A 21963-nucleotide genomic window follows, 5' to 3' on the forward strand; every position below is an offset into this window, starting at 1 on the left:
CTTAATCGGCAACTTTAATACGAGGCAACTGAATAGGCGGTGGTAGATTTATCTCATTGCTAAGCATGAGTGCTTCAAGGTGACATTTGTTGAGTGAAGAATTAAGCACTTCATTCATAACTTCTTTAGGCACTTTTTTGTCCTTTTTCCAGGATTCCAGTGTCTCTTTAATGACTTTTTCTGAACCTAAGTACAAAAGTTCACCAGTAAATTCTATCTTTCCGACACCTTCACTGTACATTGTGGTAAAGACAAAAGTAAACTTTAACCCAGATTCTTTTGCCTTTCCCAGTGAGAGATTTGCGTTTTGCACGTCCTTCACGGCAATGTTGTTTTCAATATTGATTTTTCCGGAAAGAGGTTTGCTGCGTTCTGCGTTAATTTTCACGAGATTTATACCGATAACGGTCATAGATATCACCATGAAACAGGAATCGGAAATAGTATTTAAATGTATTGGTTTCGTTTTGGTGTTTGTCGACTGCTAAATGATGAGAACTCTTCGCTGTCTAGACCCGCATACCACAGTTGAAACAGTAATGATCTCTGCCCTCGAGCGTTGCCTTACATCGTGGACAATATTTCGTAGTATAGCGAAGCTGCTGACCATGGTGTACCTGATGATGGTTCTCTGGTGAAGGCGTTGTCGGTTGTGGTCTTAGTTGTTGCTGGTGCTCATGGTGTACTCGTTGTGGTTGTTGCATCCTCAGATCCCTTTCTCTAAGATCTGGATCTGAACGTCGGATCCTTTCAATCTCTTGATCTTCCTTCTCTCGCCACCATTTAAATGCTCCAAAAAAGATAAACCCAAAGGCAAGAATAGTAAACAAGCGCATCTTCAGAAAGAGCGAGATGACCAAAACTAAAATACCTACAGCAATAAACCAAATTCCTTTAATCGTTGTTATTTTTGACTCTTTTTGGAGAGTACTCGGGTGTTGAGTATAGACCATAGTTCTTCATGAACTGTTTGTTTATTTAAAATTTTTCCTTTCTGCGTACAGGTAACCGTTACCCATCCGGGCAAGGTCGTAGCGCAGAGGAGATATGCCTGTTCAGTGTTTTGTAAGTGTTTCTCATCTGCCTCATGGATATCTTTGCGTTTATTCTTGATATATTCTTTATCGTCTCTCTGCTGGAGGAGTTCTTGTGCCACAGCAACAGGAACATGAAGGAATACCGTAAGATCTGGTCTGGGAATGCCAAACACGGTATATTCTAAGGTTTCGAGCCAGGTTGCAAATTGTTTCTGCTCTTCCTTTGTTTTAATTTTTCCCATTTGATGACCTAAACTTGCTGATACATAGCGATCGCAGATAATGATTTTGCCTTCGTGGAGATATCGTTCTAGCAACGGCTTTGTTTCCCATCGATCTCCTGCATAGAGGAGAGAGGCCAAATACGGATTAACCTCAGCTGCATTGCCGAATTCACCGTTAAGATAACGAATGACTAATTCTGAGAAAAAGGTTTGATGGTAACGAGGAAAGGTTACCGATGCCGTAGCATAGCCTTCTTTTTCAAGCCGTTCAACAAGCAGACGTGCTTGTGTCGATTTTCCCGACCCATCAATCCCACAAATGACGATCAATTTTCCTTGTTTGCCATGTATACGGGAAGGCTTCATTTCCTTATTGGTTACATTACTCTGGGAAGTCATTGTTGCCTCTCACCCGTTGTTTTACTCTGACCACATTTTTAATGAGGAATTCGTGTATTGAGGTTATGCTTTCTTTGCAGACAAGCCAGTAATGAGTTTTTTCGATGGGTGGAATAACAAGATGAGGGTTGGTATTAGAGATTATCGACCTATAGAGTTTCTCGGGAGGACAGGTAATTGCTATATGGACTCCAAGAGCTTCTCGGTGATGTGCATCGCTTCCTGCAGCGAGAAACTTAATCTGATGAGGGTAATCTTGCTTCGGAAGGTTATTGACCTTTTCCATTTGTGTGCGTTTGCGTGCAAGCACTTTTTTGGGTAATTTGCTGAGGATTTTTTCCACATCAGTAAAGCAGGTGTTGGTTATCTCAATGGCACCAAGGAAATCTGTTGCCTGATGATAAAATACCTCTCCTTTTTTTTTGATAATTGACGTAGCTCCTGGGGTGTAGGGATGGGGGACAAATGCAGCTAATCCTTGGAGCTTGACAAAAACGATTGTTTGTTCGAGAGTCATTCGATAGGGTTGCAGCTGAGCAAGACTATAAATCTTCGGTGTTTGGTCGAAAATAATGATGTCTGCTCCTTCTTGGGTAAGGTACTCCATCCCAGGAAAAACAAAGCTTGTTCGTGGCTTTGTTTTTTTCATCAATTGATAAGCTCGTTGAGGATTTCGATAAACATGTTCGGTAACAACAACCGTGTTAATATGATGTTCTTTAAGCGCACGCCACCACAGTTTGCACTTGCGGATAGCCCGTTCCTCATTTCTGGGTAGATTCGGATGGAAGTGGTAGTCAACGGTAAATTTCATACTGTTTCCTTTATCATACTCATGACTTAAATACTTAACGATTTTTTCTCTTCCATGATAAGCACAAACGAGCACAAACCTTTAAAAAGGAACTCTTTTTCTTGTTTCCGATGACCTTCAAACCAAATGAACTGTCCTTTATGTCCTGTAATGTGGCTTATGAGAAAGCAAAACTGCTTATTTTACCACTTCCTTATGAAGGACATAGTAGTTATGGACTCGGGGCATACCGTGCTCCGAAAGCTATTCTTGAAGCATCACAACAGCTCCAACATTTTGATGAGGAACTTCTCCAGAGTCCTATTAGTGAGGGAATTTTTACCCTGCCTTCTTTGGAAATTGATGATGATACAGATACTATTTTCTCTAGGATAACATCTACGGTTTCAGAACATGCGCCTCGAATCAACCAAGGAACAGTGTTCTGTAGTTTTGGGGGGAATCATGCCATTACTGCCCCTCTTATTCGGGGATTTGCTCCACTTTTTCCGAAACTGAGTGTTCTGCAACTGGATGCACATGCAGATGTCGAGGATAGTTATGATGGTACTCCTCAGAGTCATTTCTGCGTCATGCGTCGCGTTCGCGAGCACGTTCCTGTTGTTGCGGTTGGCATCCGTAGCCTCTCTGCTACAGAACATGAATTTTTGACCTCTCATTCCTCTCCGGTATTTTCTGCCTCTCAGGTTCTTGGATCCTTTCGTTCAGGAAAAGAGAACCACTTACTCCAATCAATGCTTGCTTCGCTTTCAGATACGGTTTACCTAAGCATAGATGTGGATGTTTTTGATCCAAGCATTATCCCTGCAACAGGGACGCCAGAGCCAGGCGGGTTATATTGGGAACAGGTGTTGACCATCCTCCGTGAAGTTGCCCGGCACAAACATATTGTTGGTTTTGACCTTGTGGAGTTAACTCCTCATCCTTATAGTCGAGCATCTGATTTCACGGTTACACGGCTTTGCTATAAACTCTTTGGTTATATTAAAAAAGTTTAAATAGCACTTTCGCTTTCTGTGTTGGGGTGGATAACCATAGCCATAAAAAATACACTTCTTTCTGCAGATCAGCTTCGCCATTTTTTTGACGAACAGGGGATGGGTACAGCAGAGATAGACCAAACTATTGCACTTATTCAGCAGATCAATGAACTCAAGAAACAAAAGAATGCCGTTATTTTAGCCCATTACTACATGCGTGATGCGATTAAATTCGGGATTGCAGATTATATTGGAGATTCTCTTGATCTGAGTAAAGCAGCAGTGGAAACAACGGCAGATATCATTGTTTTCTGTGGCGTCTTGTTTATGGCAGAAACAGCAAAAATTGTAAATCCCCAAAAGAAAGTCCTGCTTCCTGATCTTGAGGCTGGCTGCTCATTGGCAGAGAGCATTAATGTTGAGGATGTTAAGGCTCTCCGTAAACAGTATCCTCATGCTGCTTTTGTAACCTATGTGAATACCTTGGCAGATATCAAGGCAGAATGTGATGTTTGTGTAACTTCTGCAAATGCACCTAAAGTTGTTGCCCGACTTCCGGAAAAGCAAATTGTGTTTATGCCTGACAAGTACATGGGAAAAAACTTACAGAATGAGTTACCCGAAAAGGAAATTATTATCTGGGATGGTGCTTGTGTTGTTCATGAGGTTTTTGCGCCACTCCATTTTGCCGAATACCGTACCCAGTATCCGGGAATAAAGATCTTAGCCCATTACGAATGTGATGAATCTGTTCTTGCTCAGGCAGACATGCACGGTGCCACGAGTGATATGAGAAAGTATGTCCGAGAACATCCTGCACCTGCCTATTTTATTGCCACTGAATGTGGTCTTGCCTCTACTATCAAGGCAGAATTTCCTGAGAGTACTATTATCGGGCCATGTAATGTCTGTCCATACATGAAGAAAAATTCGCTTCAAAATACCCTGAAGGCATTACAGGAAGAAAAGCCCGAGATCATCATCCCTGAAGCAATCCGTCAGCGTGCAGAACGCTCGCTGCAGCGTATGTTTTCTTTAACCGTGTGACATTGGTGAAAAAACATTCTACGCTTAACATTTCTAACGAAACATGAATACAGCGACTACCATTATTAAATCCAACTTTGTGAATCCTGTCTCAGAAGATCGTGCTGAAACAGTCGAAGGTGGGTATCTTCGTGTTAACCATTCTGGAATGATTGTTGCATTACAGCAAAACCAACCCGAGATACATGATGGTGACCGCTTGATATCTTTAGAGGATAAGGTCATAACACCTGGTTTTATTGACGTCCATCTTCATTTACCTCAGTATCAATTCTTAGGGAAGGGTTTAGGAGTTGAATTGTTACCCTGGTTAGAAACATATACCTTTCCTGCTGAATCACAATTTAGTGACGTTCAACTAGCCGAAGCAGTAGCACGTGCTTTCTTTGGTGATCTTCTTGCCCATGGTACAACGACAGCAAGCGTTTATGTAACTATCCATGAGAAGGCTACTGACAAAGCATTTGAAGTAGCAGATGACATAGGCATAAGGGCATTTATCGGTAAGGTCATGATGGATAGAAATTCGCCTCCAGCACTTACTGAAGACACATCCCAATCAGTAGATGCGAGCTTGCGATTATTAACTACATGGGATAAGAGAGATAAGGGAAGATTACGATACGTTTTCACCCCAAGATTTGCTCCTACCTGTACCGATGACTTACTCAGAGAAGTTGGAAGATTAGTTCGTTCAGATGGTGTTTATGCACAGACACACCTCAGTGAAAATAGAGGCGAGATTACGTGGATGGAGAGCTTGTATCCTGGTCTGAATTATACACAAGTCTATGAACGCTTTGGTATCTTGGGTAAAAGGGTTATTATGGCACATTGTATCCATCTTGGTAACAGCGAAGTAAGGTTAATGACTGAGACCGACACAAGGGTTGCTTATTGTCCCTATTCAAATGAAAACTTGAGAAGTGGTATCATGCCTTATTTTCGATGGAAGGATCAAGGCTTAACCATTGGATTGGGAACAGACATCGCTGGTGGTCCTTCTCTTTCCATGCCAGAGCAAATGGGTAAGGCTATAACCTTTTCTCACGAACAACACCGTGAAGGTAGACGTATGAGCGCAACAGAGGCATTTTATCTTGCAACACTCGGAGGAGCAAAGGTTTTAGGTATTGATGATGTTACCGGTAATCTTCAATCAGGAAAAGAAGCAGATTTTATTGTTATAGATTCGAGTATTATTGGAGGTGATTTATCGAGAGGATTAGGTACGAGATTTCTTGATACATTAGTTGCTTCAAAAGGAAACGGATTTGTCGATCAGACATATGTGAGGGGAAGACAAGTCTATAATCGTAACAATCGTAAGAATGAAGTATGAATTAACCAAGACCAATCAGCATGAATAACGATGAATACGCATCCATGCTGTTGGTATGGAGAAATTGACAGAACTTTCCTCAGAAAATTCTGTAAAGAGATTTGGCGGAAGAGGATTATGATACTCCTTTGGCAGTAACCCGTTTGAGGCATGAATGACAACACACCACAAGGTACTTTGTGACTAAATCATGCTCAGTTCCACACCAATAACAGGTTTGTTTTGTGTCGTCCATAGCTATCCCTCGGCTTACCTTGTGGTGAGGTGACAAGTAACTGGATTATACTACTGATATACTCTTTATTATACTAATATACAACTTATATATAAACCTTTCGTTACGTGTTCCCTCCGTTTTTCTAAAGTGACATTTAAATAATAGTAGTTATTCTCTTTACTTATGTCCTTTCCTGTCTATTTCCTCTCGTTAGCTATAACCGTACTTGGTTTTGGATGTGGTGCTGCTTTAGCATTCATCACACCATACGAGCTCAAACAAGGGTATAAGTTTTTTGTACTCTTCCAGGCTTTTCTACTTGCTATTATTCTCTTTATTCTTGGATTAAGATTGCATAGCATTGTCGGAGTGCTCTTAGTACTTTTACCATTATTGCTGCTCCGTTTCTATCCTGTAGCGTTTTCCTCCAAGGTACTTTTTTCTTTCCTCGGACTTTTGTTGTCGCTTAGTTCCCGAGATGTTCAACTCTTTCTGCTCACCTCTTCCCTTATTTTTGTGTATGGATTGCCCACAGGAACAATAATTGTTGTACGGTTCAAGAGAACACAGAAAGAACATCAACCAAAACAGTATGCTCCCTTGTTCCATTCTCTTCTTGTTCCTCTTGGATGCTATGTCCTTGTTGCCCTTTTGGGGTATGTTCTCTTCGGAGGCACGCTGCTATGACTGATCTTACTCCTGGTATGCGTCAGTATGTACAGGTTAAGAACCAACATCCTGATTGCTTAGTTTTGTTTCGTATGGGAGATTTCTATGAGACCTTTTATGAAGATGCAAAGACTGCAGCACGTGAATTGGAAATTACCTTAACCTCACGAGGAAAGGGAGAAAAAAAGGCTCCGTTAGCAGGAATTCCTTATCATGCCCTTGAGCCCTATCTTGCAAAGCTGGTTAAAAAAGGGTATAAAGTCTGCATTGTTGAGCAACTAGAGGATCCAAAACAAGCCAAGGGGCTGGTGAAAAGAGGCGTTACCCGCATTGTTACTCCGGGAACAGTTATTGAGTCTGCACTTCTCCAGGAACGAACGAACAACTATCTCATGGCAATTCTTCCCTATAAATCCATGTTTGGCGTTAGTTTTGTTGACATTTCTACTGGTGAATTTCTTACCACTACCTGTGCAACTAACGAAGAACTCATCGATGAAATTACTCGATTTACTCCAGCAGAAGTGATTATTCCATCTTCTTCTCTGGAGAATAATGCTTTGATGACGCTTCTGAAGAAGTATATGTTCCTTAGCCCGTATGATGACCGATTTTTTCTCTCTGAGACGGCCAATCAGAGCTTACAGAACCACTTTCAGGTACATTCATTGGGAAGTTTTGGTCTTGGAGAAAAACATCAGGAAGAGGAGCTTATGATCATGGCCAGCGGAGCCTTGCTCTGTTATTTGAAAGAAACACAGAGAACAAATATTGCTCATATCACCAAAGTCATGGTCTATAATCCTCATGGATTCATGCTGATGGATGAAACAACGCGAAAAAACCTTGAGATTCTCTCTAATATTCGTCATGGAAGTGCTGAACATACCTTGCTCCATATTCTTGATAAGACCGTAACCTCGTTAGGTGCACGATTGTTGCGGCAATGGCTGGTAAAGCCACTTCGTGGTAAGGTTACGATTGATGAGCGACTTGAGGGTGTAGAAGAACTTTTTAGTAATATTCTGCTCCGTCATGAACTTCGCAGTATGCTTGATCAGGTTTCAGACATTGAACGCTTGGTCAGTAGAATACATTGTGGGAATGCTCATGCACGAGATCTTCTTGCACTCCAAAAATCCTTACTGGTTATTCCTGAACTCTGCAAGACCTTAACGAATAGTCATGCTTCACTACTCAGGCACATCCATGAGATGACTCCCTCTCCAGAGGTTGTTGATCTTATCCAGCGAGCCATTCAAGACGATCCACCGGCTACGGTAAGGGAGGGAAATGTGATCAAGAAAGGGTATCATCAGGAGCTGGATAATTTACGATCACTTGCTTCAGGAGGTAAGGAATTTATTGCGAAGCTTGAACAACAGGAGCGAGAACGTACAGGCATAAAATCATTGAAAGTAGGATTTAATAGAGTTTTTGGGTATTATATTGAGGTTACTAAAGCAAATCTCCAATTAGTTCCTTCCCATTATTTGAGAAAACAAACCCAGGTCAATGCAGAGCGTTATATTACCGAAGAGCTCAAGGAATATGAGCAACAAGTATTAGGTGCAGAGGAAAAAATAATCCAGCTTGAGTATGAACTTTTTGTTGCTGTTCTTGAACAGATTAAGCCCTTTACGCAACCGATGCAGGAAGCTGCCCAGAAAATTGCCCTTCTTGATGTGCTCATCGCGCTTGCTGAAGTTGCTGCAACTCGTAATTATGTTAAACCTGTTATTCACGAAGGATATAACCTTACCATAACCGGAGGAAGGCACCCTATGGTTGAGGATGTCGAACCACACTTTGTTCCCAATGATGTTTTGTTTGATCGAGAGAAACAGATTCATATCATTACTGGGCCAAACATGGCAGGGAAAAGTGTTTTTATGCGACAGGTTTGCCTTATTGTTCTGATGGCCCAAATAGGAAGTTTTGTTCCTGCACGAACAGCCTCTCTTGGCATTGTCGATCGTATTTTTACCAGAGTTGGCGCTTCTGATGATGTGAGTTCTGGTCAGAGCACATTTATGATGGAAATGACGGAAACAGCGAACATCCTGAATAATGCAACCAGCAATAGTTTGATTATTCTTGATGAAATCGGTCGAGGGACGAGCACTTTCGATGGTATTAGTCTAGCCTGGGCAATCGTCGAGTATATCCATGGCCATCTTCAGGCAAAGACGCTCTTTGCCACACATTTTCATCAGCTCAATAGCCTGGAAGAGAAATGTGCAAACATAAAGAATTACAATATTGCTGTCCAGGAAAAAGAGGATGACATTATTTTTCTGCGTAAAATTGTCGAAGGAGGGACGGATAAAAGTTACGGCATTCATGCGGCAAAACTGGCAGGCATTCCTTTAGCGGTTATTCAGCGTGCAAAAGAAATTATGGGAAGACTAGATATGAATGACCAGATTGCTGAACGCATTCATCAACCCTTGAAGTTGGAGAAGAATGTGGAGAATTTACCAGACAAAGCGCAAGAAAAATTATCATCCCCATCTCAAAAGAAGAAACCAGCTCCACAGAAAATCCCAAACAACGATCTGCTTCATTTCTTCTCTTCGGAATAATTTTTTCTTGATCTCTCTTGGTGCTCTTTCAAAAGCCTCCATAGTTCTTGATGTACTATTTTCTCAGAAGCTTCATACCATGTTTCACCATGTTTGTCAGCGTCTAAAACAACTTGATGAAGTCTTTTCCGAACAATCTCTTGAATCTTATTGATGGCATATTGGAAACTTTTTCCTTCTCCTTCGCATATAGAAAAAACCAGTGCACCTATATTTACCACATAATCTGGAGCAAAAATAATTCCTCTCTCTTGCATTTCTTTTGCAGATTGCAAAGCATTGGTTAGGGGATTATTAGCTGCACCAATGACCAGTTTACCATGCAACTTCCCGATGTTCTCTGGTGTTAAAATATCTCCGCAAGCGTTAGGTGAGAAGATTTCGCATTCTGTTCCATATATATCCTCAGGGCTAATCGTTCTTACCTTATACTTTTGAGCAATGCACGCTAGTTTCGCAGAATCGAGATCAGTTATAACAATATCAGCATCTTCTTCTTTTAATCTTCTAACCAAATCAGATCCAACACTTCCAACACCTTGCACAGCAACAACTCTATCTTTCAAGCTATCAGTTCCATACTTCTGTTCACAAAGTGTTTTCATCGCAACAACTACTCCGTATGCAGTAGCAGCCCCCCCATTACCCAAACCAGTAGATAAAAGTCCATCAACAAAATCAGTTTCTTCTGCTACATATTCCAGATCACTCGGATAGATATTCACATCACAACCGGTTTGAAATCTGCCATTAAGAGATTGAACAAATCTTCCATAATTCCTAAGCATTCCAGGAGTTTTTTGGGTTATTGGATCACCAATGATTACTCCTTTTGCTCCACTATAACCACCATTGTCTTTATCTCCAATGATGATGCATTTTTTAGTCATAGCATTGGCAGATCTCAAAGCATCTGCTATTCCCTCATCTACCGAAGAATAGTTCTTCATTCTGGTTCCGCCATTTCCTCTGTTGCGATAACTGGTGTTAAGAGCAATAACAAAAGTGCAACCAGAGCCAGCATTATAGTGAATATGCAATTCATTACAATTATTTTGCTGCATAAGCTGTTCTATCATTTAGATCGCTCTCTCGGTTGCTATTATTCCTCTTCGGTGCAGTTCCTTTTTTAGAAAAACATACCAATAATCTCCTAGAAGATTGTATCTCTTACAAAGAAAATCAATTTCATTCTGCTTTTCAACAGTCGGATTTTTTAACATCTCTGAGCATACGTTCGGCTCTAGATTAGCTAACGGCAAAATATACCCAGCAACTCCTTTAGATTGATAGCAAAGATGTTCCCATCCTTGAAATACAGGAACTTCGAGGCCTGAATCAACTAATCTCTTTGTAAATTCAGCAGAACAACTCGCTTCTTTTATTCCTACAATGTTTCCTAATCTACAAATCCGTTCGATTGTTTCATATCCTATTGAATTTCCTGAGATTGCTTCTTCGTTATAAATAAATACAGGAACACCAACTTTTTTTATTTGTTCAAAGTGTTGGTAGATTTCCCCTTGGGTGGTTTCTTTTCCAAATGGTGTGGTAACGACAACAGCATCAACCCCTAATCGCTGTGCCGTTCTAGCCTTTTCTACAGCTTCTTCAGTTGTTTTATACTCTACACCTGCTAAAACAGGCAAACCTAAAGAATGCTTAAGAGTCAACTTAACCATAGCTTCCCATTGTTCATCGCTTAATCTCCAACCCTCTCCTGAACTAAGTGTTGGCATTAATGCAGTGGCGTATGGTCCAACAAAATCAACGAGATTCTTTACACTTTTTTCACATACATGTCCCTTATAATCTACGGGAGTGATTAATGGAGGAATTATTCCAGAGTACATACTCTCACCTCCAAAGACTTCTGATACATTTTTTCCAATTCCTGTGGAAATGAAAGTTCCTCACCAGCTTCTGGAGAACGAACATAATCTCTTCCTGCTAATTTTGGATTCACAGAATATAATTCTGCTCCTCTGGCAATTGCCATTCCAGCAGTCAATCTGTCTGCAATACTCAAATCTTGTAAATCTGGATTAGTTGTTGCTTCTCGGATATCTTTTTCATCATAAGCTATTCTTTGAATATCCATTACTGTATGAAGATTATCCATAAACGGATAGTACGCGTCTTGTTCTTCTCTAGAATATTCCCAAATAACGTCATCGCATTTTCCTACCTGTTCTAAACTCATTCCAACTTGATCATTCAACCGGTTAACAAAGTAATTTTTACAAGCAACTCTTATTCTTTCATCAGTGCTATGCATTCCTAAGAATACAGAAGCGTCTATGTATTCCTTCATTTTGTTTCACCCCTTACTTCTTGTTCCCATTCTGTTTTACATTCACAGCTTAATCTTTCAAGTTCAGAAAGATCTTGAGTTCCATTGAATCGCTTAAGTGCTTCAACTACCTCTGCATTGCATTCATGACAATTGCTCGAGAATCTGCCTTCTGATAAGTCTTCATCAAACATGCCTACAAAAATTGAGTTTGGCTGATAATTTGCTAATTGAGTGGTTCTCCTAACTGCTTCAACGGTAGTCCATAATTTAGGCAATTGGTATTCTTCACTAAGAAATTGCTCCTCAAGTTCAGTGCCTTTAGGAATGAACATTGGCTTAAATGCTACTCTTGCTTTTATTCCCCTTTCGTTTGCAACTCGGTAGACATAATCAGCAGTCTGAACAGCATCTTCTATTGCTTCTGCTTCAGTCAACGTTGGAGCTTTAATCAAAATATAAGCCAGAAGTCGTGAATCAGTATTTCTACAAATATCTGCAAAACGTTCAAAACCTTTTTTGCTTAACCCCTTGCGAAGTACTCTGTTCCTGATGGTATTATCAGCACTTTCTAGTCCTATTGCTAGCTCGAGGGTTTGATCATCTCTCAGATGGCTTTTAGATTCTCTGACTTTTTCTTCGGTAAGATAGTTAACTCTCGTTTCAACCATCACGGATCCAACAGGAAGCTTACTTATTTGAGAAAAAAGATAATTTCTTGATTCTGGAGGTAACTCCCTATCATTGTAAAAAGAGCCAGCTGTTGGAAAATCTATCCTTCTGACATCTGAGAAATCCACTCCTTCAATACCCTGTTGATATTGTCGCTGGATATTCTGTAACTTAATATTGTAACCAGCATTATTATCAAAACCACACATAGTACACTTATTGTACTCACATGGAGGCGTTCTCAGAACTAACAGTAACCTATTCGTTTGCTCTCCATCTTGATTTATTGCTGATTTTACTTTGTAAGCAATACTATCATTTCCGTCTAGCATTATTTATCCCTAATGAGTAGTCATACCAGAAATATATTAATTTATGTCGTACTAATCTGGTACGAAATATTTAAATAGTAGCTAATCTCAATTAAAAGAATGGATGCAGCTATACTACGAAAAATCGGCTTAACAGCAAACGAGATTAAGATATACCTCAATCTGCTCAAATCAGGCTCAAGTACGGCCTATGAAATAGGTAAGCAAACAGGAATATATCGAGTACATGTCTATGATAAGCTAGAACAATTAATGGACAAGGGCTTGGTTACTCATATCTATAGAGGAGCTAAAAAATACTTCCAAGCCACCCCTCCTAGTAAAATTAAACATTATCTTGAAGATAAAAAAAGAGCGTTAGAAGTACAAGAACAAGAGGTAGATTCTATTCTTCCTGAATTAGAAGCTATGACCAAAATCCCTAAAGAAGACACTTTTGTGGAAGTCTTTAAAGGAAAAGAGGGATTAAAATATTTCCTCAAAGATATCATTAAAACAAAACAAGAAGTCCTCATTACCGGTATTGATGACCAAAAATATCAAGATACTCTTCCAATATTTATGAAACAATATTTTAGGGATCTTAGAAAAAATAATATTAAAGAAAGAGTTATTACCATGAAAACATTCGGTGTTTTTTTATTTGAAAAAGAACTAGCCCGAACTACAAATTACAGATTTCTTGAAGAAAAACAATTTAATCCTACAAACACCTTCGTTTATGGTAACAAAGTAGTTATCGTTACATGGGGAACTCCTGTTACAGCAGTCATGATAAAAAATAAAGACATTGCTGAGACTTATAGAAATCATTTTGAACATTTATGGAATATTGCATCGGAGAAACTTACTAACAAAAAATAGAAGGGCGTTCTCTTGCAACATTTTCAATTATAGCAAAGGACACTAATAACCGTAACTTTATGTCCTTTGCTTATTAGGAAAAGACATACAAATTATTACGAAAATTAATGTTTTTTCGTATAAATAGTTAAATAACCCTCCATTCTTAATATCGATGCAAAGATTTATCGGTATTTTAAGTGGAAACAGAGATTTGATTAGACATGGAACTTATGTAGAGGCTTTTGCCAAAGTTAGAGAATTAGGTGATTTAATTATTAATGGATCTGAGCCAATTAAAGGAACAGAAGAAGACACATGGAAATTTTATGAAGCTAGTTATCAATTAAGAGAGGATATGAGATACGTAACTGTTTCTGTGGTATCCGTTGATATGTTCATTGGTTTGGAAGCGTACATTAGGGTAAAAGCAACAGGGAAGCCTACAGTTATTGATGTGGTTAACTTATTGTTTGACCATTATATCTCTTCTACAGGAATCAGGTCAATAGGTGAAGGTGATGTTTTAGTAGATGGTTCTTCAAATGGAATAAAAACTAATTTGGGGAGAATAAAGGAAAAGTGTGAAGCTGACCTTGAGCCCTATTGGTCACAGCAACCTATTTTAGAAGAAGCAGTAGGAATAATTTGTGATTCTGTTTGTCATTCTTATGATTGGAAGACACAGTGGCATGAAAGATGGAGAGAATTATTTAGAGTTAAAAAAGAAGAAGAGCGTGATCGTTTATTTGCTGACTTGAGGGCTGATGGCCTAGATGAGCATGCACTGAATGTTCTACAACATGGAGATTCAGATTGGGGAGATGCTCATGCTAAAGTTTTTGTATCTTTTCCAAGAGAAAGAATTGCTTATTTAGTTAAATACAATACTCGAGGGAATTACTTGGGTTTTTTTCATTTATTGCATGATAAAACAGGTTACGATACATTTGATAGGAAAGAGAGTCGACTGTATGCAAGAGAACGCTCTCATTGAAATAATTCTACAATTTTATTACAATTTTCTTCTGCTTCCTCAATGCAATCATCAAAAGTAAGCAAACTCTTTTTTTGCTCCATTCTTCTAAATAAAAATGTTTTTGTGTCTTAATCTTATTTCATTTAATTTCATGTGTAGTTGTCGACCGATATCATAAAATCAGAAAAAGAGACTTAACAGCGTTTCACATCCGTAAGAATTCACTGACTGGAATAATGGGAATATGTTTGTAGTGTGCTAATTTTTTTAGGTGAACATCACCAGAGATAATATAATCAACATTCGCTTCAATTGCACATTCAATGATTATATTATCATCCGGATCATCCTTTACAACATTTAGCTTTAACCTCGTATCAATGAGTCTTGTAAACTCCTCGAGAAGCTTCAGAAATCTCTTTTTCTGATCAAGACTAAACGTAAACTTAGGATACTCGATTACTCTTTTAATCTCTTGAAGTTGCTTTACAGAGAGGTATAATTCATATTCCCCATCAATAACCCGTTCAAGAAGCTCCCGAGATTTTCCCTTCCATCCAAGAGCGGCAATATAATTATTAGTATCAATAACTATCTTTTTCTTGCCCATTTAATTGCCTCTTTAAGGTCACTTCTTCTCAAGCGATTCTTTTTAAACTGGCCCTCAATTTCAGTCGCAAGAGACTTGAAGTTAAGTTTAACTCTTGGTATGTCAACCTTCTTAAATAACACACCTTCATCAACAGGAAAGGCAATAAATCGTTCTCCTGGGTGTAGTTGTGCAGCTTCACGAATATTCTGAGGTACAACTAACTGTCCCTTCACTGACATCTTGACAAGATCTAAAGATTCTGTTTCCATAATATCACCTGTTGAACAGTTAAACAGTTAAACTATATAAACTTACTGTTTTTTAACTTATGCGATTAAGCGACACTATGACACAGGCAGTTTTCATGGAATCTAGTTTTGTTCATAATAACATTTAAGAATACTTCTAATTTCTTCCTAGCATGAATTCATTCCCTCTCGGCCGATTGTGGCTTTCCCCTATGGAAAGCGTTTCGGATCTTGGATTTAGAACTCTTTGTTATCACCATGGTGCTTCGCTGACGTTCACGGAAATGATTCAAGCATCAGCTCTGGTGCAAGGAAATAAAGCTACGATAAGCTTGGTAGATAGCTATACTCCTTTCGTCAAGACTGGGATTCAGCTTTTGGTGAGCAAAAAAGAGATTCTTCAAAAAGCCTTGGCTATGATCAGGGAAGGGATAGAGAAAAAAGATGGACGATTTTCCCATCTTTCTGTTATCGACTTAAATTTTGGTTGTCCTTCTCCGGAGATTATCAATAAGGGTCATGGTCCAGCGTTGCTCAAACGAACAGTGAAGATGAAAGAATTATTAACAACCTTGCGAAAGGAATCTCCACTTCCCTGCGGGATAAAAATAAGACTGGGTTTAAACAAAGCAGAGAAAAATCAGAAAGTCTATCTACGAGTAATTGAGATTGTAAATGAAGTTGGCTTAGATTATGTGACGGTTCATCCTAAGACCGCTGCAGATGCCTCTACTGCCCCCATAGACTCGAAGGCTTTACAAGAGATTATTGCTAAGGCAAGAATTCCCATCATCGGAAATGGACTAGTGGTTGACGGGCCAAGTGCGAAGCGAATGATAGATTTAGGATGCAGTGCAGTAATGTTAGCCAGGGCCACCGTTGGTAATCCTTGGATTTTTGAAGAGATTGATGCTTATTTGAAAACTGGAAAACAACTTCAAGATGAGAGAACAGTAGCTGATTATAAGGAAGCCTGGAATATCTATGTGGCAATTGCCAGCAAATATAGAACTAAAAAAAAAATCTACGACTATCATCAAAAGATATTTACGTTACGCATGCAGGGTGATAGAGGATATCATTCTCCATCAAGCATATTAAACTGAGTTACAATGATTTTGCATGCTGCCACAAGAAATCAAAATACTTTCGATAAGTCTTTTCAACAGCTTTGCTTTGTATCATGATAGCATAGTAAGGTTCTAACCAGACAAAGAGAATAACATGGCCATTATAGATTAATGCATCAGTTGGATTAAAAATGTCCTGCTTCAGGTACTTATATTTTCCCTTTTTGAGTTTTGTAAATTTTTCTTTACTGCTGAAAATAATCTTTTCTTGAATACCTGCTTTCTCTGCCTGCATAAGAAACTGCTTTGAAAAAATGGGCAAAATTTTCTCGAATCGTTGTGGCGTTCCCAGAAGAAGATAATCATTGTTACTTTTCAAAAGATTTTTGTAAACTGCTTTTAGCCCCTGAATTCCTCTAAATATCTCAACTGATGTTCTCTCAGATTGTTGAGCAAACAGTTGCTTTAAAGTTGGAAGTGCTGCACGAAATTCTTTTTCTCTTTCCTCAAGATCATGCAATATCACCTCAGGATTTGCAGGGCTGAAATGTTTGGTGTTGTTTTTGAGTACATAAGCGGCAAGTCCTCTTTTAACCAACCCTTGAAGAAGATCATAGGTTTGCGTTCTATCGACTTCACTGTCTTCAGAGATTTTGGTTACTGGGGCTAATTTTAATTTCAGGAGAGAAATATACACCTTTGCTTCTTTTTTGCTCAATCCTATTCTCTCTAATGTTCTTGTGTTTTTCACGCTATTCTCTCTGAGGAATGCTCTAATAAAATGATTAATTATCCTGATTTATTTAAATGTTGTGGTGATACTACAACAAAATTATTTAAACCTTCTCTTAAGACTTTTCTTAAGTGATAACATGATATAATAGAGGACAATAGTATTTAATATGTTTTTTCCTCTAGTATATACTAGAAAACCTAACAAATAATATTAAAAATTTAGGTTTTCTATTATATTTAGCAGCGGAGTCATAGGAGAATCTCAAATCCATGGACAGATATAAATCACTCTTTTTTGCAGGAGCAGAAGTACATCAAAGCAGAGAAGAGATTCTGAGATGGAGAACGACCTACGGTGAAGCATTTACTCATTTAGGTTTTCATGTTCTTGATCCAACCTTGGGAAAAGATATTGAGAGTATTCCTCTTGACGAGCTTATAGCACAAGATTTAGCACTTATAGACCAGAGTCATATTCTTGTTGCTTATCTTCCTCGGTCTTCTGATGGAAGCTTGCGTGAAATACGACGAGCAAAAGAAAACAAAATTTTGGTTTACGCCTTCACGGATAAAGGAAACCCACTTTCTCAAGAAGCAAGACAATATATAGATGCTTGGTTTACTGATTTTAGCGAGCTCAGAAGAGTATTAGGAACATTTTTATCTCCGCCTGGCGAATATTTCACAACAGCACACACCAATAATGTCCAAGGGACCGTGGTTCTTTATGGATCTGATATTCATGAAGTTGCACCACACTACCTTCATAGATTACTGAGTGATATCGAGGGTAAAGTAAATGTGTATTATTTTTGCGCTGAAAAATCTCACATTCATGAATTGGCGCAGAAACTTCCAACAATGTTGCGATTAGGGAAGGTAAAAGCGTTGTCTGTCTTAACAAAAGATGGTTCTCCCCATGATGTGCAACTTCACACCGTGGCTGAGGAGGTTGCTGAGAATCTGAACTTTCAAGGAGATCTACGGCATTACGTTGTTGAAAGAGGAGAAATGTATACTATTTCTGGACGAGCTGTGAGAAAATCAAGACATTTATCTGAAATAGAGAAAACTCTTGAGAATGAAGTTCATCAGACAAGAGTCGCTATAATTCTTGGAAGCAGAAAAGACGAATCTATGGTTGTTGATTCAGGATTGCTGCAATTATTTGATACTGTAGGAATAACCTATGAATATTCAATTATTTCCTCAGATCGAAATCCAGAAGCCTTAAGAGATTACTGCAAAGGACTGGATGATGTACGTGTTATTATTACAGTTGCTGGGTTAGTCCCAAATCTTCCGCTTGCTGTTAAATCCTGGAGACCAGAAATTCCTGTTATTTCAGTTCCATTACCAGGAGAAGGGTATGAGCCAAGGGATATCTTACTCGCTTCAGCAAGTACGCCAGGTGAGCGTCCGCTTATTCTATCCGGAATCGGTAAACAAGGGCTAGAAAAGGCAGGTTATTTAGTATTAGAGATGTTTGGCATTCATGAGGAACGATTACGACAACGGTACAACGAATTACAATCCGTGGAAGAGCCAGAAATAAAAACAAGGCCTGAGAACTGTTGACTTAGAGTCTCAGTGGATATCTTTGTTTTAACTCCTCAGTATTTGCTCTGTTGAGCATAACACAAGGGATAAACGCCCTTGTTGAAATGGTGACTGAGCGTGCTGCTAGTGGTGTTGCTTTTCCAGAAGTTTCTTGAGGCACGGATCGCTCTCCATCAAGGGTATAAGGAAAGGGTTCGGTTGTATGAATCGAGATACGTTCACAAAGCCCGTCGAAACGATTGGGTATGGCTCGTGCATGTCGAAACCCTTGAATCATTTCGTAGACTGTTCTTAGTCGTGTGGAGAGTGATGGATGAGAAAGATCAATATCCTCTAAAATAACATGACTGTAGCGATCTTCTTCTTCCTGAGGTGGACAAATCGCTCCATTACGCTGGCCTTTCCTTTCAGGACTCTTTTTTCGATAAAACGGGACAAACTGGCTATTCATCAGATACGGATACATACCAGCGAGAATAGCATAGAAGGATGTATTGAAGGAATATTCCCGTGGAAATGCTTCACCCTGCTCGTGATTAGGTGCAGCAATCATGCTAATTCCCATGGGTGTTTTTTGGAATAATTGTCGATGGTACTCGTTCAGTGTCAGTATGCCCACTCCTAATTTTACCCCTAATCTGAACGTTCCTGCATCAGCTCTTGTACCGTTTTCATAATCATCAATCAGGCGGACAACACTACCATTGGCGAACACACCACCATACCTTTTTTTTCTTTGGTCATCCTCAATACAGAGCAGCGGCAGATTCCTTCTGGGCAATGTGTCAATAGACATAAGTACCTTCTGGAGATCTCTCAATGGATGTCCATGGAATCCAGCGTACCGTGCATAAATAATGTTATAACTCCCTGCATGGAGTGGGACGATTGTCGGTTGTGCATCAGATTGCGCAATGACATTAATGCCCTGCATCACACCCCCATCGCCGGTATGAAAAACAAGATAAAGATCATCTCCATAGTCTTTTAACAGATCCCTGATGATCTCTTCTTGTTCTCCGACGCTTGTTGTAGGAAGTACTACTGTTGATTCACGGTCACTGGTATATAGTCTTAGTAACCTTTCCAGTGATTTCCTTTGTTCATCAGTATGGTTTCCGTTGCTGTTTGTATTATCAATGACTCGCCAAACTCGCATATGGCTGGGAAATGCTATTGGTTTTAAAAAGATTTGGCATAAAATTCTCTTTGGAATAATTTATGCATGAACCTTTAAATAGGCCTAAAAAGGTTCGGCATCTATTGTGTTTTTGCAGAACAACATCTGAGTTAAGGAGGTTATGATAATGGAAGAACGATACCTGTTTACTTCTGAAAGTGTTACTGAAGGACAATTTATAAAATAGGTGCCATATAAAAATATAATTAGAGGTAAAACAAAATGACAAAGATAGAATACTTTACATCGGAAAGTGTGACTGAGGGTCACCCAGATAAAATCGCAGATCAGATTTCAGATGGAATTTTAGATGAACTGCTGAAACAAGACCCTCATTCACGATGCGCTGTTGAGACACTGACAACAACGGGGCTTGTTGTTGTCGCAGGAGAAATAACAACAAAAGGATATGTTGAGATACAAGATGTTGTAAGAAAGACCTTGAGGGAGATTGGATATACAAATCCTGAATTCGGAATTGACTGCGAAGATGCAGGAGTTATGGTTTCTGTACATGGCCAAAGCCCTGACATTTCGCAAGGTGTGACAGAAGGGCAGGGGCTTTTCAAGGAACAAGGCGCCGGCGACCAAGGAATGATGTATGGCTTTGCTACAAATGAGACACCGGAGCTAATGCCATTGCCTATTATGCTGGCACATAAATTAACAAGAAAACTGGCTTATGTTAGAAAGCAGGGCATTGTCGAAGGGCTTGGCCCAGATGGAAAAAGTCAGGTTTCTGTTGAATACCATAATGGGAAGCCAAAAAGATTAAGCGCGGTGGTTATTGCCCAGCAACATATGGATGATATATCTGAAGATAAGCTAAAAGAGGAAATCATAAAAAAGGTCATAAAGCCGGTGTGTAGTGATTATCTGGATGAAAGCACAAAAATATACATTAATGCAACAGGGAAATTTGTTATTGGAGGCCCTCAAGGCGATACTGGTGTTACTGGCAGAAAAATAATTGTTGACACCTATGGAGGTATTGGCAGGCATGGCGGCGGGGCTTTTTCTGGGAAAGATCCTAGCAAGGTTGACAGATCAGGAGCTTATGCTGCAAGATGGGTTGCAAAGAATGTTGTTGCTGCTGGATTGGCTGACAAATGTGAAGTCCAGTTAAGCTATGCAATTGGGGTTGCGCAGCCGACATCAATAAATATCGATACGTTTAGTACAAATAAGGTTCCTGAAGAGAAGATTATTAACGCTATAAAAAAGCACTTTAAACTGACGCCGAGATGGATTATAGAAACGCTTGACTTGCTACGACCGATCTATAAAAAAACTGCTGCTTACGGCCACTTTGGCAGAGATGATCCCGATTTTACTTGGGAAAAATTAGACAAGGTTGCTGCGTTACAGGCAGATGCAGGTCAATCTGAGGAACCCTAAAAAGGGGTGTTGAGTTCCTTTGGATTGAACAGTATCTTTTAAAGATATATTTTTCAGCAGCCAAATCTTTATATATTTCTAGGTAACAGAGGAAATGTGGGGGGTGTTATGAAGCGGCACAGTGTTATAGTGGTCTGTGTACTATTCTTAGCTTTATTTACCGTTGGGGTTTTCTATAATATTTATCACCATAAAGAGTCCTTGCCTTCTGCGTTGGTTACCCAAACAAAATCTCTTTCCTCTACCAATCCTGAGAGTAATCTCGTGACAACGCCGGACAGAACAGCTACACTAAACCAGGAATCTCAGCTTCAGGAATCTTATTCTCCAGAGGAGCGTCGAGAGCTGTTGCTTCATGAAGTGGCACAGCAGGAGATTACTATGACGAATGATACGGTTGATAGTTTTGTCACCAACATCAAAACCATGAGTGGACTTGATGATCGTGGGTTCAGCCAATTTCTTACTGATAACGGTTATACCTTAGAAGGATATCGTAAGGAACTGAGTGATGCCCTGGCCATTTCTCAGTTGCTTGAGCAGGAGTTGCATTTGTCAGATGTCAAGGCATCTGATCATGACGTTGATAAGTTTATGGAAGAGCATCAAGGTGAGTTTGCTGAAATCCTCGAAATAGATCCTGATATGGAGGAATATCTTCAGGGTCGTGTTCAACGAACACTGACCAGAGAGAAACAAGAGAAACTGGTTCAGGAGTATCTTAAAACATTGGAGTAGGTTTTACTA

23 protein-coding genes are annotated in these 21963 nt (G+C 39.5%); 11 read left to right on the forward strand and 12 right to left on the reverse strand.

Annotated elements, in window-relative coordinates; translation table 11 throughout:
- Position 1 precedes the first annotated feature (1 nt).
- The 4 genes from HYW21_08435 to HYW21_08450 all read right to left on the reverse strand — a co-directional run bounded on the left by HYW21_08435 (position 2) and on the right by HYW21_08450 (position 2474).
- Positions 2 to 424, reverse strand: coding sequence for a hypothetical protein (locus tag HYW21_08435; protein ID MBI2549350.1), 423 nt, complete (start codon positions 422 to 424; stop codon positions 2 to 4).
- Positions 425 to 509: 85 nt separating this feature from the next.
- Entirely contained in the window at positions 510 to 953 is a 444-nt protein-coding gene (locus tag HYW21_08440) for a hypothetical protein (GenBank protein MBI2549351.1), read from the reverse strand.
- On the reverse strand, positions 905 to 1660 hold the full coding sequence (locus tag HYW21_08445; protein ID MBI2549352.1) for a thymidylate kinase: 756 nt from the start codon (positions 1658 to 1660) through the stop codon (positions 905 to 907). Before HYW21_08445 ends, HYW21_08440 begins: the two co-directional genes overlap by 49 nt.
- The gene (locus HYW21_08450; GenBank protein ID MBI2549353.1) at positions 1644 to 2474 is read right to left on the reverse strand and encodes a hypothetical protein; all 831 of its coding nucleotides are present in this window, start codon (positions 2472 to 2474) and stop codon (positions 1644 to 1646) included. The genes HYW21_08445 and HYW21_08450 overlap by 17 nt, the downstream gene beginning before the upstream one ends.
- Positions 2475 to 2584: 110 nt before the next feature.
- Here HYW21_08450 and speB point away from each other — a divergent pair, with 110 nt between their 5' ends.
- The 5 genes from speB to mutS all read left to right on the forward strand — a co-directional run bounded on the left by speB (position 2585) and on the right by mutS (position 9314).
- Positions 2585 to 3472 carry an agmatinase gene (gene speB / locus HYW21_08455; GenBank protein ID MBI2549354.1) on the forward strand — a complete coding sequence of 296 codons (888 nt, stop codon included), beginning with the start codon at positions 2585 to 2587 and terminating at the stop codon, positions 3470 to 3472.
- 21 nt (positions 3473 to 3493) lie between these two features.
- Entirely contained in the window at positions 3494 to 4501 is a 1008-nt protein-coding gene (nadA, locus tag HYW21_08460) for a quinolinate synthase NadA (protein ID MBI2549355.1), read from the forward strand.
- A gap of 43 nt (positions 4502 to 4544) precedes the next feature.
- Entirely contained in the window at positions 4545 to 5843 is a 1299-nt protein-coding gene (gene guaD / locus HYW21_08465) for a guanine deaminase (GenBank protein ID MBI2549356.1), read from the forward strand.
- A 400-nt stretch (positions 5844 to 6243) separates the two neighbouring features.
- The gene (locus tag HYW21_08470; protein ID MBI2549357.1) at positions 6244 to 6747 is read left to right on the forward strand and encodes a hypothetical protein; all 504 of its coding nucleotides are present in this window, start codon (positions 6244 to 6246) and stop codon (positions 6745 to 6747) included.
- Positions 6744 to 9314, forward strand: coding sequence for a DNA mismatch repair protein MutS (mutS, locus tag HYW21_08475; protein ID MBI2549358.1), 2571 nt, complete (start codon positions 6744 to 6746; stop codon positions 9312 to 9314). Before HYW21_08470 ends, mutS begins: the two co-directional genes overlap by 4 nt.
- On the opposite strand, the gene HYW21_08480 is transcribed toward mutS, so the two are convergent.
- The 4 genes from HYW21_08480 to HYW21_08495 are packed head-to-tail and all read right to left on the reverse strand — an operon-like array spanning position 9293 to position 12611.
- Positions 9293 to 10393: a Glu/Leu/Phe/Val dehydrogenase gene (locus HYW21_08480; protein ID MBI2549359.1), complete on the reverse strand. Its 1101-nt coding sequence runs from the start codon at positions 10391 to 10393 to the stop codon at positions 9293 to 9295. The two genes, mutS and HYW21_08480, sit on opposite strands and share 22 nt — an antisense overlap.
- Positions 10394 to 11167 (reverse strand): dihydrodipicolinate synthase family protein, encoded by a 774-nt coding sequence (locus HYW21_08485; protein ID MBI2549360.1) that lies wholly within the window; start codon positions 11165 to 11167, stop codon positions 10394 to 10396.
- A complete protein-coding gene (locus HYW21_08490; protein ID MBI2549361.1) occupies positions 11152 to 11628 on the reverse strand; it encodes a hypothetical protein in 477 nt (158 codons plus the stop codon). The genes HYW21_08485 and HYW21_08490 overlap by 16 nt, the downstream gene beginning before the upstream one ends.
- A complete protein-coding gene (locus HYW21_08495) occupies positions 11625 to 12611 on the reverse strand; it encodes a hypothetical protein (GenBank protein MBI2549362.1) in 987 nt (328 codons plus the stop codon). The genes HYW21_08490 and HYW21_08495 overlap by 4 nt, the downstream gene beginning before the upstream one ends.
- 99 nt (positions 12612 to 12710) lie before the next feature.
- Between HYW21_08495 and HYW21_08500 the strand changes: the two genes are divergently transcribed.
- Together HYW21_08500 and HYW21_08505 are read left to right on the forward strand one after the other, a co-directional pair.
- Positions 12711 to 13475 carry a hypothetical protein gene (locus HYW21_08500; protein ID MBI2549363.1) on the forward strand — a complete coding sequence of 255 codons (765 nt, stop codon included), beginning with the start codon at positions 12711 to 12713 and terminating at the stop codon, positions 13473 to 13475.
- Positions 13476 to 13629: 154 nt separating this feature from the next.
- The gene (locus HYW21_08505) at positions 13630 to 14451 is read left to right on the forward strand and encodes a hypothetical protein (protein MBI2549364.1); all 822 of its coding nucleotides are present in this window, start codon (positions 13630 to 13632) and stop codon (positions 14449 to 14451) included.
- Between the two features lie 187 nt (positions 14452 to 14638).
- Here HYW21_08505 and HYW21_08510 read toward each other — a convergent pair whose 3' ends face one another.
- Together HYW21_08510 and HYW21_08515 are read right to left on the reverse strand one after the other, a co-directional pair.
- A complete protein-coding gene (locus tag HYW21_08510) occupies positions 14639 to 15043 on the reverse strand; it encodes a putative toxin-antitoxin system toxin component, PIN family (protein MBI2549365.1) in 405 nt (134 codons plus the stop codon).
- A complete protein-coding gene (locus tag HYW21_08515) occupies positions 15025 to 15294 on the reverse strand; it encodes a hypothetical protein (GenBank protein ID MBI2549366.1) in 270 nt (89 codons plus the stop codon). The genes HYW21_08510 and HYW21_08515 overlap by 19 nt, the downstream gene beginning before the upstream one ends.
- Before the next feature lie 191 nt (positions 15295 to 15485).
- On the opposite strand from HYW21_08515, the gene HYW21_08520 reads away from it, so the two are divergent.
- Positions 15486 to 16379, forward strand: a complete 894-nt coding sequence (locus HYW21_08520; protein MBI2549367.1) for a tRNA-dihydrouridine synthase family protein — start codon at positions 15486 to 15488, stop codon at positions 16377 to 16379.
- Position 16380: 1 nt separating this feature from the next.
- Here the strand turns inward: HYW21_08520 and HYW21_08525 are convergent, their stop codons facing one another.
- Entirely contained in the window at positions 16381 to 17094 is a 714-nt protein-coding gene (locus HYW21_08525) for a hypothetical protein (GenBank protein ID MBI2549368.1), read from the reverse strand.
- Between the two features lie 254 nt (positions 17095 to 17348).
- Between HYW21_08525 and HYW21_08530 the strand changes: the two genes are divergently transcribed.
- Positions 17349 to 18656 (forward strand): AIR carboxylase family protein, encoded by a 1308-nt coding sequence (locus HYW21_08530; protein MBI2549369.1) that lies wholly within the window; start codon positions 17349 to 17351, stop codon positions 18654 to 18656.
- A 1-nt stretch (position 18657) separates the two neighbouring features.
- On the opposite strand, the gene HYW21_08535 is transcribed toward HYW21_08530, so the two are convergent.
- Complete coding sequence (locus tag HYW21_08535; GenBank protein MBI2549370.1) at positions 18658 to 19797, reverse strand: hypothetical protein; 1140 nt, start codon at positions 19795 to 19797, stop codon at positions 18658 to 18660.
- 243 nt (positions 19798 to 20040) lie between these two features.
- Between HYW21_08535 and HYW21_08540 the strand changes: the two genes are divergently transcribed.
- Entirely contained in the window at positions 20041 to 21216 is a 1176-nt protein-coding gene (locus tag HYW21_08540; protein MBI2549371.1) for a methionine adenosyltransferase, read from the forward strand.
- Between the two features lie 108 nt (positions 21217 to 21324).
- Positions 21325 to 21954, forward strand: coding sequence for a hypothetical protein (locus HYW21_08545; GenBank protein ID MBI2549372.1), 630 nt, complete (start codon positions 21325 to 21327; stop codon positions 21952 to 21954).
- The last annotated feature ends 9 nt before the right edge of the window (positions 21955 to 21963 follow it).

The organism is Candidatus Woesearchaeota archaeon, from assembly GCA_016187565.1.
Classification (GTDB): domain Archaea; phylum Nanobdellota; class Nanobdellia; order Woesearchaeales; family JACPJR01; genus JACPJR01.

Bases quoted from the DNA above. Each gene is read 5' to 3' on its own strand.
- HYW21_08435 (MBI2549350.1), bottom strand. From the start codon at position 424: ATGGTGATATCTATGACCGTTATCGGTATAAATCTCGTGAAAATTAAC.
- HYW21_08440 (MBI2549351.1), bottom strand. From the start codon at position 953: ATGGTCTATACTCAACACCCGAGTACTCTCCAAAAAGAGTCAAAAATA.
- HYW21_08445 (MBI2549352.1), bottom strand. From the start codon at position 1,660: ATGACTTCCCAGAGTAATGTAACCAATAAGGAAATGAAGCCTTCCCGT.
- HYW21_08450 (MBI2549353.1), bottom strand. From the start codon at position 2,474: ATGAAATTTACCGTTGACTACCACTTCCATCCGAATCTACCCAGAAAT.
- speB (MBI2549354.1), top strand. From the start codon at position 2,585: ATGACCTTCAAACCAAATGAACTGTCCTTTATGTCCTGTAATGTGGCT.
- guaD (MBI2549356.1), top strand. From the start codon at position 4,545: ATGAATACAGCGACTACCATTATTAAATCCAACTTTGTGAATCCTGTC.
- HYW21_08470 (MBI2549357.1), top strand. From the start codon at position 6,244: ATGTCCTTTCCTGTCTATTTCCTCTCGTTAGCTATAACCGTACTTGGT.
- mutS (MBI2549358.1), top strand. From the start codon at position 6,744: ATGACTGATCTTACTCCTGGTATGCGTCAGTATGTACAGGTTAAGAAC.
- HYW21_08480 (MBI2549359.1), bottom strand. From the start codon at position 10,393: ATGATAGAACAGCTTATGCAGCAAAATAATTGTAATGAATTGCATATT.
- HYW21_08485 (MBI2549360.1), bottom strand. From the start codon at position 11,167: ATGTACTCTGGAATAATTCCTCCATTAATCACTCCCGTAGATTATAAG.
- HYW21_08490 (MBI2549361.1), bottom strand. From the start codon at position 11,628: ATGAAGGAATACATAGACGCTTCTGTATTCTTAGGAATGCATAGCACT.
- HYW21_08495 (MBI2549362.1), bottom strand. From the start codon at position 12,611: ATGCTAGACGGAAATGATAGTATTGCTTACAAAGTAAAATCAGCAATA.
- HYW21_08500 (MBI2549363.1), top strand. From the start codon at position 12,711: ATGGATGCAGCTATACTACGAAAAATCGGCTTAACAGCAAACGAGATT.
- HYW21_08505 (MBI2549364.1), top strand. From the start codon at position 13,630: ATGCAAAGATTTATCGGTATTTTAAGTGGAAACAGAGATTTGATTAGA.
- HYW21_08510 (MBI2549365.1), bottom strand. From the start codon at position 15,043: ATGGGCAAGAAAAAGATAGTTATTGATACTAATAATTATATTGCCGCT.
- HYW21_08515 (MBI2549366.1), bottom strand. From the start codon at position 15,294: ATGGAAACAGAATCTTTAGATCTTGTCAAGATGTCAGTGAAGGGACAG.
- HYW21_08520 (MBI2549367.1), top strand. From the start codon at position 15,486: ATGGAAAGCGTTTCGGATCTTGGATTTAGAACTCTTTGTTATCACCAT.
- HYW21_08530 (MBI2549369.1), top strand. From the start codon at position 17,349: ATGGACAGATATAAATCACTCTTTTTTGCAGGAGCAGAAGTACATCAA.
- HYW21_08535 (MBI2549370.1), bottom strand. From the start codon at position 19,797: ATGCGAGTTTGGCGAGTCATTGATAATACAAACAGCAACGGAAACCAT.
- HYW21_08540 (MBI2549371.1), top strand. From the start codon at position 20,041: ATGACAAAGATAGAATACTTTACATCGGAAAGTGTGACTGAGGGTCAC.
- HYW21_08545 (MBI2549372.1), top strand. From the start codon at position 21,325: ATGAAGCGGCACAGTGTTATAGTGGTCTGTGTACTATTCTTAGCTTTA.